Genomic DNA, 12,300 nt, shown 5'->3' with positions numbered 1-12,300 from the left:
CGCTGGCGGCGGGCGGCTTCCAGCGGCCTTGCTGACGAGGCCGAAAGGGATCAAGATCGATGGTTGAAACCTGTTCATCGGGGGAATGCCAGATTACTGGCGCCGGGAAACCGGCGACTTTCCGCTGCATGGTTCCTTTGATCGTCGCCGATTGGAGGATGGAACATGCAGCAATCCAAAGTGTTGCGGCGACCTTTGCGCCCCTGATAGGCGCGCGGCGCCGCAGGTGGCGAAGAACGCATGCTACCCGCTTCGTTGCTGGGAAGGATCAGTGGCGAACGGGTTGCGACAACCCTCAGGAGATGACGAAATGGCAAGCACCGGACGGCCCTATGACGAGTCACTCTTGCGGAAAGCCTTCGACGTGGCGCGGCGTTCGCGCGAAGGCGGGGATCACCCCTTCGGCTCTCTTCTCGCCGACCGTGACGGCAATGTCCTGCTGGAACAGTGCAACGGCTACAGTTCCGAAGGCGGCGACCGAACGGCCCACGCGGAGCGGCTTCTCGCCACGCGCGCCGGCAAGGCCTATGCCCTGGATTTTCTGGCCGAATGCACGATGTACACCTCCGCCGAGCCCTGCGCCATGTGCTCCGGCGCGATCTATTGGGCAGGCATAGGACGTGTCGTGTTTGGCCTCTCCGAGAAAGAGATGAAACAGCAGATCGGCGCAAGCGAGGAAAATCCGACGCTCGATCTTCCCTGCCACATCGTGTTCGCCGCCGGCCAGCGCCCGACGGAAGTCGTCGGCCCCTTGCTTGCGAACGAGGCGGCGAAACTCCACGAGGAATACTGGTCAAACCGCTGACGGTCTTTCGCCGGCCGATCTCGGTCCGCTTCGTCTTCAATACAACAGCCATGCGCGAACACTCCGTGGGATCGTGACGATCCGATGCGTTCCGAGATTGGAGCCCGGCGGCGGTGACTGCACGGCACGTGGCCGTAGCTGCCCCTCACCCTCGCCCTCTCCCCGCAGGCGGGGAGAGGGGATGCGTCGCGTGTGCCGCACGCTCGTCTTCCTGCCTTGGCCGCGGATACGGGCACCCGCGAACGTCCTGCGTCCACGCTATGCCGTCGCATGACGCCTCGTGCCGAAGCAGGTGCGGAGCGCGCCACACGTCCCTTCTCCCCGCAGGCGGGGAGAAGGTGCCGGCAGGCGGATGAGGGGCTTCCTCACCGCGGGGACGAGGGGCTCCACCCCATGCGTGCGGATGAGGTCCAGCGCGCTCGCTCGATTTGCATTTGCCCCTCACTGTCCTGCCGGACATCTCTCCCCGCAGGCGGGGAGAGAAACGCTGGGCGCGCGCTCCAGTGCCGAACGCGCCGTTTCAACTGCCGAAGCTCGAGCCTGGCGAAGCCGGCGCCGCTTGCTCCCTTCTCCCCGCAGGCGGGGAGAAGGTGCCGGCAGGCGGATGAGGGGCGTTTGTGTGAGAGGTAAACACCTTACTTCGTCGTGTAGCCGCCGTTGACCAGGATCGTCTGGCCGGTCATCCACCAGCCGTCGGAGACGAGGAAGCGGATATAGGGGACGATGTCCTCGATGTCCGTAAGGCCGGTCTTGGAGAAGGCCGACAGCGCGGAAGCGGTCTTGTGGTAGGCGACGGCGTCGGCCCCTTCGGCGGGGTAGAAGAAGGGCGTATCCATCGGGCCGGGGCCGATGGCGGCGACGGAGATGCCGCGTTCGCCGAATTCCTTGGCGGCCGCCCGGGTAAAGTGCTCGACCGGTGCCTTGGTGCCGGCATAGGCCGCGTAGAACGGCGTGAAGGCGCCGAGCAACGAGGTGACGAGCGTGCAGATCTTGCCGTTGTCGCTGACGTGCCTGCCCGCCTCGCGCAGGAAGAAGAAGGCGGACTTGGAATTGACCGCGCTCATCTCGTCATATTCCGCTTCGGTGATCTCGACGAAGGGCTTCTTCAAGACCTTGCCGACGGTGTTGACGGCAATGTCGATGCCGCCGAGCGCCGCCTTGGCCTCGGCGAAGAGCTTTTCGACATTGGCCGCGCTGGTGAGATCGCCCGAGAAGGCGTGGGCCGCGGCACCGGCCGCCTTGATCGCCGCGACGGTCTCGTCCGCCGAAGATTTGGTGGCGGCGCTGTTGTAATGGATCGCGACGCCGCGGGCGCCGTGTTCGGCGAGATCGCGCGCCAGCAGGCCGCCGAGGTTCTTCGCGCCGCCGGCGATGAGAACGGATTTACCTTTGATGCTGTGGTCTGCCATGGGTTTCTCCTGTTGTCGGCCGCCTGCGGGGCCGGTCTTTGAATGGGGCGGGATCAGAGCCGAGCGCGGCACCCGCTTACCCTGCCTCTGGCGCCGGCGGCCCATCTCGATGAGGCCGCCCGCGTTTCAGATAGCGCGCGCCTTGCCGCTGCCCATGCGAAAGGGACAGGGGCCGCGACAGGCATCGCAGGGTTGAGAATATCGTCCGCGTCTCTGGTATAAAGGGTCCGTTCGTGACATGACTTGTCAGGATAGGCGAACAATGGGCATGACCCGGCATGGACAGGATCGAGCTTTTCCGCATCTTCACCCGCGTCGTCGAAAGCGCGAGCTTTACCCGTGCGGCCGACACACTCGGGCTGCCGCGCTCCTCCGTTTCTGCGGCGGTGCAGACACTTGAAACCCGGCTTGGCACGAGGCTCCTGCACCGCACGACCCGCAAGGTGGCGCCGACGCAGGATGGTGCCGCCTTCTACGAGCGATGCCTGCGGCTGATTCAGGACGTGGAGGAGGCGGAGAACCTGTTTCGCCGCGGGGCGACCGGTCCGACCGGACGGCTTCGCGTCGACCTGCCGAGCCGCATCGGCCGGCTGATCGTGGCGCCGGCGCTGCCCGAGTTTCTGGCGCGCTACCCCGGCATCGACATCGATCTCGGCATGACCGACAGGGCGGTGCACCTGATCGAGGAGAGCGTCGACTGTGCGCTGCGCGTCGGGCCGCTCGAGGATTCCAGCCTGATCGCCCGGCCGTTCGGCACGCTCCGGCTGATCAATGTCGCAAGCCCCGACTATCTCGCCCGCTATGGCACGCCCAGGACGCCCGCCGATCTCGCCGGTCATTTCGCCGTCAACTATGCCTCGCCCTCAAGCGGCCGGGTGGAGGACTGGGAATGGATCGAAGACGGCGCGACGCGCACGATTACCGTTGCCGGCCGGGTCAGCGTCAACAGCGCCGAAGGCAGCATCGCCTGCTGCCTCGCCGGCCTCGGCCTCATCCAGATCCCGGCCTATGACGTGATCGACCACCTGAGGGAAGGTCGGCTCAAGGAGGTGATGCCCGACCACACCGCCGCGCCGATGCCGATGGCGCTGCTCTACCCGCACCGCCAGCATTTGTCTCGCCGGCTGCAGGTGTTCGCCGACTGGCTGGAGGGGCTGATGCGACGGGTGATTGCGGCGTGAGGGGAGTACCGGAAAAGGGAAACATGACGGACGAAAGACTGCTTGCGGCGATAGCCGACATTTTGGCGCAGACGGATCGGGAGGGGGGAAGATATCGTTTGCGCCACCCATATCGGGCATATCGCCAGGCGGGTTCACGACGCCGTATTGGACGTGGTGCCTTCGACCGAGCTCATACTTGTCGAACTTGTCGGTGTTCGAAGCCTGATATTTCACGCGATCGCGGACCGGCGCTTCTTCGATTGGGAGATGCCGACATTGACGGGATTTTCTGCGGACGGGTTCCGGCAGATCGCGGAGAAACTGCCGGTTCAGTAGCAGTATGGGCGTCTACCGAGTTTACATCTCTTGCAGCCACCGGCGGACGTCGGCGGGCGGGAGGTCGAAACCGGTCGCTGCGCCACTCCAGTTTATGCCGACCATTAGCTTGTCCTTTTCCAGGCCTGCCAGCCAACGATCGACAAAGACGTCCAGTGGCAGTTGATGCGGCGTGAAGCTGCGATGGGCGGGCATTCGATCGATTACCAGCCGGGCTCTGGATAGCGACGACCAGAAGGGCATTGCGGTTTCATTCGATTGGTTCGTCGAAGTCGGAAAACCAGCTTCGTCACGGATCGTCCAGACGAAGCCGGTCTCCAGGACCTCTTCGAAGAAAGCATGGGCATGAAGGGGCGCGACGCTCATCGCACGACGTAAGCAGCGTCGTCCGGCGAGTGCAACCCCTCGGTTGTTACTAATCGGAGCGAGATGTGGTTCCACATCCCACTCCGAAGCCTATCGTCAGGTCAATCAGCTTGCGTCAAACCCTTCGTGGTAGCTGACGCGGCCGGATGGCACGGGGCCTTCAAACGCCTTTGCCATGAAGTATTCGGCCGGTACGCCTTCCAGGCGCAGGCCCGCGTGGTTCTCGAAGCCGAAGCGCCTGTAGTAGCCGGGGTCGCCGAGGAGGACGCAGCCTTTGGCGCCGGACTTGGCGAGATGTTCGAGGCCTTCGCGGATGAGCCTGCCGCCGATGCCGCTCTTCTGGCGGTCGGGCCGGACGGAGACGGGGCCGAGCCCGCACCAGCCCTTGTCTTCGCCGTCGATGGTGACGGGCGAGAAGGCAACGTGGCCGATGATTTCGCCCTGGTCGAGGGCGACGAGCGAAAGCGTCAGCGCGCCGGCGGCGCGCAGGGCGTCGATGATCTCGGCCTCCGTCTGGCTGCTATAGGCCATCGGGGCGAAGGCGGCCTTGGTGATCTCGCGGATGGTCGCGATGTCAGTCGCTTGTTCGGAACGTATTTCGATGGTGGTCATGGTCAAACCTGTTCTTGAAACCCTGATCACGCGCCATCGACCGCGAACAACAGATCGTCCGCTGGCGGCGCGGTTTTCGCGTTTCGATCGAGCGAAACGCTTAGTGGGTGAGAACAAGCTCCAGCATCGACAATTCCTCTGCGCACTTCGGGCGAGCAGCTCCCCTATAGGTTCAAACCTTCACCACGGTCAACCGGACTCCGGAGGCTTATCCCAGGGCCGGTTTCCCCCGCCCATTTCCGCGTCACCCTCACCATGCCGTTGAGGACGCCTGCACCAGACCGTTTTCCCAATATCGCCATCCACCCCCAGCCGGCCGTGACGGCCTGAGCGGAGCGCGTGAGACGCCCTGGTGCACGCCCAGTGAGGCGGGCGAAGGCGGTTCGCCGCTCACACCGAGCGCATGAGCCCGCCGTCCACCTTGATGTTCTGGCCGGTGATGTAGCCGGCGCCGTCGGAGGCGAGGAAGGCGATCGTTGCGGCGATTTCGGCGCTGGTGCCGTAGCGCTTCATCGGCACGGCGTCGCGGCGCTCTTCGGTTGCCGGCAGGCTGTCGATCCAGCCGGGCAGCACGTTGTTCATGCGCACATTGTCGGCGGCGTAGGTGTCGGCGAAGATCTTGGTGTAGGAGGCAAGGCCGGCGCGGAAGACGGCGGAGGTCGGGAACATCGGCGACGGTTCGAAGGCCCAGGCGGTGGAGATGTTGACGATCGAGCCGGACTTCTGCTTCTGCATGATCGGCGCGACGAGGCGGACCGGGCGGATGACGTTCATCAGGTAGACGTCGAGGCCGGTGTGCCACTGTTCGTCCGTGATTTCGAGGATCTGGGCGCGCGGGCCGTGGCCGGCGCTGTTGACCAGCACGTCGATCCGGCCCCACTTTTCCATGGCCGCGTCAACGAGGCGCTTCAGATCGTCGTTCACCTGGTTGGAGCCGGTGACGCCGATGCCGCCGAGCTCGGCGGCGAGCGCCTCACCCTTGCCGGAGGACGACAGGATCGCGACCTTGAAGCCGTCGGCGGCCAGGCGCTTTGCGCTTTCGGCGCCCATGCCGCTGCCGCCGGCGGTGATAACTGCCACTTTTTCTACTACTGCCATGGTTCTGTCCTCTATGGTCGCGTTCAGCCTGGTGCCGATTGTGCTGGTATTGCAATTGAAATACCATCTTCCGGACGTAACGACGAAGCAGTTTCGCTTTCCTATGCCAGTAGAAAAACTATCGGATGAGTGACGCACCCGGAAAGCTCCCTTCGCTGAATGGACTGAGAGTGTTCGAGGTGGCCGCGCGCCATCTGAACTTTCGGCTGGCGGCCGAGGATCTGGGCGTCACGCAAGGGGCGGTCGCGCAGCAGATCCGCGGGCTCGAAGCCGAACTCGGGGTGAAGCTCTTTGAGCGGCTGCCGCGCATGCTGGCGCTGACGGGCGAGGGGCGCGGCTATATCGCCGATGTCAGGCGCGCGCTCGAGATCATCGCCCGGGCGACGGATGGGCTGAAGCCGCAGCCGGTGCGGCTGACGATCAGCACCACGCCATCCTTCGCCTCGAAATGGCTGATCCCGCGCCTGCCGGATTTCACCGCGCGCCATCCGGATCTCGACCTGCATATTCTCGCGACCGACCGCATGTCGAACTTCCAGGCCGATGGCGTGGACCTGGCGGTGCGTTACGGGCGGCCGCCCTTCGGGCCGGGGCTGGCGGTGGAACTCTTGTTCGAACAGGAGATCGTCGCGGTCTGCAGCCCGATGCTGATGGCCGGCCGGGCGGTGCCCGAGACGGCGGACGAGCTTGCCGGCTACACGCTGCTGCACGACGCGCACAACTTCTGGCCCGAATTCATCGAGCGGCATTTCGGCGAGAGCCGCCAGGCCTCGTTCAAGGGCATCAGCTTCAACCAGACCTCACATGCGATCGAGGCGGCGATCGCCGGCCAGGGCATCGTGCTCGCCAATGGCGATTTCGTGGCGCAGGACATTGCCGAAGGCCGGCTCGTCCGCATTTTCGCGGGGTCGATGTCCGGGCCTTCGGACTTCTATCTCGTCTGGCCGCGCTATCGCAAATCGCCGGCACTCCAGACGGTGATCGCCTGGATCAGCGAGGAAGCGGGCAAGGGGCGCAAGCGGGCTCTGGCGTGATCTCCTGCTCCGCCGCCGGGGCCGTCATCCCCTGAGGGCGGTATCGAGCCGGAACGCACCGGCCGGTTGCAAGAATTAGGGGCGAGTGACAGGCACGCACGACGGGCGAAAATGCGATAGGGTTGATTGGCCGGCGACGGACCGATATTGGACCCGGCGCCGAAAGCCGATTGCAGTCAGACGGAGTTCTTGAGATTGAGCGTTGCCTTCACCAAGGAAGAAAGTGCCGAAACCGCCGCGGAAACGCTGTTGCCGGATCGCCCGATTTCGCCGCATCCGAACATGGTGACGGAAGCAGGGCTGAAGGCGCTGGAGGCGCAGCTTCAGGAGGCGCGCGCGGCCTATGAGGCGGCGGCCGCGATCGACGACGTCAACGAGAAACGCCGCCAGCAGGCGGGCCCCTTGCGCGATCTGCGCTATCTGAACGAGCGGCTGCGCACCGCCCAGCTCATGCCGGAGCCCATCTCGGCCGAGATCGTCGCCTTCGGCAGCACGGTCACCTTCAGCCGCGACGATGGCCGGGTGCAGACGTATCGCATCGTCGGCGAGGACGAGGCGGATCCCAAGGCGGGATCGATCTCCTATGTCTCGCCGGTGGCGCGGATTCTCATGGGCAAGGCGGTCGGCGACGTCATGAGCGTCGGCGACCAGGAACTCGAGATCGTCGCGATCGCGTGAGCGGAGCCCCGGAATCGGGGCTCGGCTATTCCTTGCGGGGGCCAGGCTGGCCCGAGCGCAGCAGGTTGTCGCGCAGCCTTGCCACCGATTGCTGCACCGTTTCAAACTCGTCTCCGAGGCCGATGGCGTCGAGCAGTGCGGAGCCGGGATCCGCATCCACCAGTTCGCGGCCGGCCGGCGTGAGCGTGAGGCGCACCTGCCGCTCGTCGGCGGGATCGCGCCGGCGCTGCAGGTAGCCGTCGGCCTCGAGCTTCTTGAGGATCGGCGTCAGCGTGTTCGATTCCAGGAAGAGCTTTTCGCCGAGCATGCTGACCGTCTGGCCGTCTTCTTCCGAGAGGGCCACCAGGGTCACGTATTGCGTATAGGTCAGGCCCAGCTTGTCGAGCAGGGGCTTGTAGGCGCGGCCGAAGGCGAGGTTTGCCGAATAGATCGCAAAGCACAGGAAGGTGGAGAGCTTCTTTTCGCCCTTTGCCGGCGTGGTCTCAGGGGCTTTCGCTGTCTTGGACGTGGGCATGGGGGTGTCCTCTTTTTTCTCTTTCCGTTTCTGCACTTAATATAAATCGTATCCGATTAAATCGCAATGGTGTTGACGCTGCGTTCGGCTTCATCTATATACATCGCATCCGATTGAAACGGATACGATTAAAACAAACAGAGAGGAAAACGACATGACCGAGAAGCTCCTTTTCACCGGCACGACCCACAATACCGGCGGCCGCAACGGCGGCACCGTGAGCCGCGACGGCACGCTGGAACTGAAGCTGTCGCAGCCGCATCCGGCCGCGGAAAACCTGTTCGGCGCCGCCTGGTCGGCCTGTTACATCGGCGCGATCGAGCTGGCTGCGCTCCAGCGCAAGGTCAAGCTTCCGGCCGGCCCGGAGGTCGATACCGAGATCGACCTGAACGTCGACGATGGTTCCTACTTCCTGCGCGCCCGGATGAACGTTCGCCTGGAGGGCCTCGATCGCGACGTCGCCCAGGAAATCATCCACGCCGCCCACGAGATCTGCCCTTACTCCAAGGCGACACGCGGCAATATCGATGTCGAGACCAATCTCGTCTGAGATCGCCTGAAAAATTCTCCTTGATTATCATCGGGATGTGCCGGACCTGGGCCACCAGCCGCGGCGCATCCCGATATTGTTTCGGGGCCCTCGTCCCTTGAAACGCGCGACGCGCCGCCGATCGCGGCGGCGGCTTCCGACGTGGACCTCACGGGAATGTAATTTGGCCGACAGCCACCCTTGCTGGTACTTTCGCGCCTTCGCATGTACAGGGGACGGCTCCGGCCGGTGGACACATGCCTTACAATCTCACGGTCAATGGAAAGAACTATGCCGTCGATGTGGACGGCGACATCCCGCTGCTTTGGGTCCTGCGCGACACGATCGGTCTTACCGGAACCAAGTTCGGTTGCGGCATCGCCATGTGCGGCGCCTGCACGGTGCATGTCGACGGCCAGGCGGTGCGCTCCTGCGTGACGCCGGTTGCCGACGCCGCCGAAAAACAGACCACCACGATCGAAGCCATCGGCGATACGCCCGAGGGCAAGCGGGTGCAGCAGGCCTGGCTCGATATCGACGTGGTCCAGTGCGGCTACTGTCAGTCCGGGCAGATCATGTCCGCGACCGCGCTGCTCGCCGCCAACCCGAAGCCCAGCGACAACGACATCGACGCGGTGATGGCCGGGAACATCTGTCGATGCGGCACCTATCCGCGCATTCGCGCCGCCATCAAGCTGGCAGCACAGGGGTGATGAGATGTCCGTTTTCGACAGGGCCAACCTTGCCTTATCGCGCCGCCAGCTTCTGATCGGCGCATCCTTGACGGGTGCAGGACTGGTGATCGGCCTCAGGCCGCAGCCGTCGGCCGCAGCCACGGAACTTTTCGCGCCGAACGCCTTCATCCGCATTCCGCCGGAAGGCAAGATCGCCTTCATCATGCCGTCGGTGGAAATGGGGCAGGGCATCTATACCGCGGTCGCCATGATGCTGGCCGAAGAGCTGGAGGTCGGCCTCGACCAGGTGGTGCTGGAGCATGCGCCCGCCGATCCCAAGCACTATGCCAATCCGCTGCTCGGCGACCAGATCACCGGCGGCTCACTCGCCATTCGTGGCGTCTACGAGCAGATGCGCAAGGCCGGTGCCACGGCCCGTATCATGCTGGTGAGTGCCGCGGCCGCCGACTGGGGTATTTCGCCCGACGCCTGCAAGGCCGAGGCCGGACACGTGGTCGAGACCGGCGGCAGCCGGCGGGCCGCCTATGGCAGCCTGATCGCGGCGGCGGCTTCGCAGGCCGTTCCGCAGGAGGTACCGCTGAAACCGGCATCGAGCTACCGGGTGATCGGAAAGCCGGCGCACCGTCTCGACAGCCCGGAAAAGGTCAACGGCACCGCGAAATTCGGCATCGATGCCCGGCCAGAGGGTGTGTCCTACGCGGCGATCGCGATCTGTCCGCACTTCAACGGCAAGCTCCGCGCGGTCGACGAGGCTCCGGCCATGGCGGTCAAGGGCGTCGCCCAAGTGGTTCGCATCGACGAGGCCGTCGCGGTCGTCGCCAACAATACCGGTGCGGCGCGCAAGGGGCTTGCGGCGCTTTCGATCGAATGGGATCCGGGGCCGAGCGTCACGGTCTCACAGGCCGAGCTCGAGCGCCGCATGGACGCGGCAATCGACGGTGAGGCCTTGCGGCACATCAACAAGGGCGACGTGGCGAAGGCCGAGGCTGAGCACGGGCCGGTGCATGAATTCATCTACCGCATGCCGATCCTCACCCATGCCGCCATGGAGCCGATGAACTGTACGGTGCATGTTCGCCCCGATGGCTGCGAGGTCTGGGTGGGAACCCAGGTCATGGGGCGGGCGAGGCAGGTTGCCGCCGACGTCACCGGCCTGCCGGTCGAAAAGGTCGTCGTCCACAACCATCTGCTCGGCGGCGGCTTCGGCCGGCGGCTCGATGTCGATGGCGTCATCCTGGCGACGAAGATCGCCAAGCAGGTCAACGGTCCGGTGAAGGTGACCTGGAGCCGCGAGGAAGACATCCGCCACGACTGTTATCGCTACCTCAACTACAGCAAGGTCACGGCGACGCTCGGTCCCGACGGCATGCCGGTTTCCTGGCGCCACCGGGTCATCGGGCCCTCGGTCATGGCGCGCTGGTTGCCGGCCTTTACCAAGGACGGCATCGACCTCGACCAGATGGCGGGGGCGGAATCGCCCTATCAGATCCCCAACCGGTACACGGACTTCGCCCGCCACGAGGCGCCGGACGGCATGCTGACCGGCAACTGGCGCGGCGTCGGGGCGACGCGCAACATCCCGCCGATCGAAGGCGCCATCGATGAACTGGCCAACGCCGCGGGCATCGATCCGCTCGACTATCGAAGACGGCTGCTGCAGCACAAGCCCCGGCTTCTCGCGGCGCTGAACCTTGTCGCCGAAAAGGCCTCTTGGTCGACGGCGCTTCCCGAAGGCAAGGGAAGGGGCATCGCGCTCACGGAGGATTTCGGCAGCTTCGCCGCGACGATCGCCGAGGTCAGCGTTGGCGAGGACGGCCGGTTCCGGACGGACCGGATCGTCTGCGCGATCGATTGCGGCCAGGTGATCAATCCGGACACGGTGGAGGCCCAGATCCAGAGCGGCGTCGTCTATGGCCTGAGCGCCGCGCTCTACGGCCGCATCACCGTCGAAAACGGCGCGGTGGTCGAGGGCAATTTCGACGATTCCCCTGTCCTGCGCATCCATGAGACGCCGGCGATCGAGGTGCACATCGTGCCGAGCACCGAGGCGCCCGGCGGCATCGGCGAGCTCGGGACGCCGGGTGTGGCGCCGGCGCTCCTCAATGCGATCCATGCCGCGACCGGCAAGCGGCTCAGGACTTTGCCGATCGACCAGACCGGCCTCAGGAGGGTGTGACCGTGACCAAGCGAACGCTCGCCCTCTCGCTTGCTGCCGCCCTCGCTGCGGCCGGTCTCGTTGCCGCCCTGGCGCCCATCACCGGTTATGCCGAAACTTCCGGTGGCGGCGCGTTGAAGGCGGTCTCCGAATTCTCGTCGATCGCCGATGCCAAGGAGCGCTCGAAGGCGATTTTCACTGAAGCAAGCCGCGTGCTGACGCATCCGCGCTGCATCAACTGCCATCCGGCGACACGCAGCCCGACGCAGGGCGAGGACATGCACCCGCATGTGCCGCTGATGATCGCCGCCGACAGTTCGATGGGGCTGGCCGGCCTTGCCTGCAGCACCTGTCACGGTGCGGAGAACCGCGGGATCGTCGGCAGCCGTCTCAAATCCATTCCCGGCAATGCCCATTGGCAACTGGCGCCCGAAAGCATGGCCTGGCAGGGCCTCACCGTCGGCGAGATCTGCCGGCAGGTGAAGGACACGGAACGCAACGGCAACCGCTCCCATGCCGATCTCATCAAGCACATGGGCGAGGACCATCTCGTCGGCTGGGCCTGGCATCCGGGCGAGGGCCGCAGCCCGCCGCCCGGTTCCCAGCCGGAGTTGGCCGCGCTGATCGCCGCCTGGGTGGACACGGGTGCGGAATGCCCGGACTGAGCCGCGGCTCATGTCCGGACTGAGCGGCAGCTCATGTCCGGAGTGAGCGGCGTCTGAGATCGCTGAGGCGTTTCGCGGCGTACGGCAAGCTCCGCCTGATGGATGCTGTCGCCTGTCGGGCCGATGCCTTCCGTCGCGGCTTGACAAAGATTCAGGACTGTTCGACCTTCACGCCATGACCTGCCGCCTCGCCAAACTGACGACCTCGAAAAAAGCCCCGTGCCCGGGGCTTTCGGTCGTT

The 12,300-nt window shown here is 65.1% G+C and carries 13 protein-coding genes; 8 read left to right on the top strand and 5 right to left on the bottom strand.

The window, feature by feature from the left end; translation table 11 throughout:
- The first annotated feature begins 310 nt into the window (after positions 1 to 310).
- Entirely contained in the window at positions 311 to 805 is a 495-nt protein-coding gene (locus QM996_RS09560) for a nucleoside deaminase (RefSeq protein WP_500270226.1), read from the top strand.
- Positions 806 to 1,440: 635 nt separating this feature from the next.
- Here QM996_RS09560 and QM996_RS09555 read toward each other — a convergent pair.
- Positions 1,441 to 2,214: an SDR family oxidoreductase gene (locus QM996_RS09555; protein ID WP_500270225.1), complete on the bottom strand. Its 774-nt coding sequence runs from the start codon at positions 2,212 to 2,214 to the stop codon at positions 1,441 to 1,443.
- 278 nt (positions 2,215 to 2,492) lie between these two features.
- Between QM996_RS09555 and QM996_RS09550 the strand changes: the two genes are divergently transcribed.
- Entirely contained in the window at positions 2,493 to 3,395 is a 903-nt protein-coding gene (locus QM996_RS09550) for a LysR family transcriptional regulator (RefSeq protein WP_500270224.1), read from the top strand.
- A gap of 339 nt (positions 3,396 to 3,734) precedes the next feature.
- Here the strand turns inward: QM996_RS09550 and QM996_RS09545 are convergent, their stop codons facing one another.
- The 3 genes from QM996_RS09545 to QM996_RS09535 form a co-directional block, all read right to left on the bottom strand.
- Positions 3,735 to 4,154 (bottom strand): DUF2750 domain-containing protein, encoded by a 420-nt coding sequence (locus QM996_RS09545; protein WP_500270223.1) that lies wholly within the window; start codon positions 4,152 to 4,154, stop codon positions 3,735 to 3,737.
- Between the two features lie 30 nt (positions 4,155 to 4,184).
- Positions 4,185 to 4,682 (bottom strand): GNAT family N-acetyltransferase, encoded by a 498-nt coding sequence (locus tag QM996_RS09540; protein ID WP_500270281.1) that lies wholly within the window; start codon positions 4,680 to 4,682, stop codon positions 4,185 to 4,187.
- 399 nt (positions 4,683 to 5,081) lie between these two features.
- Positions 5,082 to 5,789, bottom strand: coding sequence for an SDR family oxidoreductase (locus QM996_RS09535; RefSeq protein ID WP_500270222.1), 708 nt, complete (start codon positions 5,787 to 5,789; stop codon positions 5,082 to 5,084).
- A 125-nt stretch (positions 5,790 to 5,914) separates the two neighbouring features.
- Here QM996_RS09535 and gcvA point away from each other — a divergent pair, with 125 nt between their 5' ends.
- The gene (gene gcvA / locus QM996_RS09530; RefSeq protein ID WP_500270221.1) at positions 5,915 to 6,823 is read left to right on the top strand and encodes a LysR family transcriptional regulator; all 909 of its coding nucleotides are present in this window, start codon (positions 5,915 to 5,917) and stop codon (positions 6,821 to 6,823) included.
- A gap of 195 nt (positions 6,824 to 7,018) precedes the next feature.
- Entirely contained in the window at positions 7,019 to 7,501 is a 483-nt protein-coding gene (gene greA, locus QM996_RS09525; RefSeq protein ID WP_500270220.1) for a GreA/GreB family elongation factor, read from the top strand.
- Positions 7,502 to 7,526: 25 nt separating this feature from the next.
- On the opposite strand, the gene QM996_RS09520 is transcribed toward greA, so the two are convergent.
- On the bottom strand, positions 7,527 to 8,015 hold the full coding sequence (locus QM996_RS09520) for a MarR family winged helix-turn-helix transcriptional regulator (RefSeq protein ID WP_500270219.1): 489 nt from the start codon (positions 8,013 to 8,015) through the stop codon (positions 7,527 to 7,529).
- 154 nt (positions 8,016 to 8,169) lie between these two features.
- On the opposite strand from QM996_RS09520, the gene QM996_RS09515 reads away from it, so the two are divergent.
- The 4 genes from QM996_RS09515 (at position 8,170) to QM996_RS09500 (ending at position 12,059) form a co-directional block, all read left to right on the top strand.
- Positions 8,170 to 8,565 (top strand): OsmC family protein, encoded by a 396-nt coding sequence (locus QM996_RS09515; RefSeq protein WP_500270218.1) that lies wholly within the window; start codon positions 8,170 to 8,172, stop codon positions 8,563 to 8,565.
- Positions 8,566 to 8,801: 236 nt separating this feature from the next.
- Positions 8,802 to 9,257 carry a (2Fe-2S)-binding protein gene (locus QM996_RS09510; RefSeq protein WP_500270217.1) on the top strand — a complete coding sequence of 152 codons (456 nt, stop codon included), beginning with the start codon at positions 8,802 to 8,804 and terminating at the stop codon, positions 9,255 to 9,257.
- Positions 9,258 to 9,261: 4 nt separating this feature from the next.
- Positions 9,262 to 11,415 carry a xanthine dehydrogenase family protein molybdopterin-binding subunit gene (locus tag QM996_RS09505; RefSeq protein WP_500270216.1) on the top strand — a complete coding sequence of 718 codons (2,154 nt, stop codon included), beginning with the start codon at positions 9,262 to 9,264 and terminating at the stop codon, positions 11,413 to 11,415.
- Between the two features lie 2 nt (positions 11,416 to 11,417).
- Positions 11,418 to 12,059, top strand: coding sequence for an Isoquinoline 1-oxidoreductase subunit (locus QM996_RS09500; protein WP_500270215.1), 642 nt, complete (start codon positions 11,418 to 11,420; stop codon positions 12,057 to 12,059).
- The last annotated feature ends 241 nt before the right edge of the window (positions 12,060 to 12,300 follow it).

Origin of the sequence: Sinorhizobium chiapasense (assembly GCF_045277575.1) — a bacterium.
Taxonomy (GTDB): Bacteria; Pseudomonadota; Alphaproteobacteria; order Rhizobiales; family Rhizobiaceae; genus Ensifer; species Ensifer chiapasense_A.
The sequence above is the reverse complement of the archived record's forward strand: the minus strand, read 5'-3'. Positions and strand labels throughout refer to the sequence as shown.

What these genes read in the sequence shown, in the direction of transcription:
- QM996_RS09510 (WP_500270217.1), top strand. Translation starts at nt 8,802, where the DNA reads ATGCCTTACAATCTCACGGTCAATGGAAAGAACTATGCCGTCGATGTG.
- QM996_RS09560 (WP_500270226.1), top strand. Translation starts at nt 311, where the DNA reads ATGGCAAGCACCGGACGGCCCTATGACGAGTCACTCTTGCGGAAAGCC.
- QM996_RS09515 (WP_500270218.1), top strand. Translation starts at nt 8,170, where the DNA reads ATGACCGAGAAGCTCCTTTTCACCGGCACGACCCACAATACCGGCGGC.
- QM996_RS09550 (WP_500270224.1), top strand. Translation starts at nt 2,493, where the DNA reads ATGGACAGGATCGAGCTTTTCCGCATCTTCACCCGCGTCGTCGAAAGC.
- QM996_RS09555 (WP_500270225.1), bottom strand. Translation starts at nt 2,214, where the DNA reads ATGGCAGACCACAGCATCAAAGGTAAATCCGTTCTCATCGCCGGCGGC.
- gcvA (WP_500270221.1), top strand. Translation starts at nt 5,915, where the DNA reads ATGAGTGACGCACCCGGAAAGCTCCCTTCGCTGAATGGACTGAGAGTG.
- QM996_RS09520 (WP_500270219.1), bottom strand. Translation starts at nt 8,015, where the DNA reads ATGCCCACGTCCAAGACAGCGAAAGCCCCTGAGACCACGCCGGCAAAG.
- QM996_RS09535 (WP_500270222.1), bottom strand. Translation starts at nt 5,789, where the DNA reads ATGGCAGTAGTAGAAAAAGTGGCAGTTATCACCGCCGGCGGCAGCGGC.
- QM996_RS09505 (WP_500270216.1), top strand. Translation starts at nt 9,262, where the DNA reads ATGTCCGTTTTCGACAGGGCCAACCTTGCCTTATCGCGCCGCCAGCTT.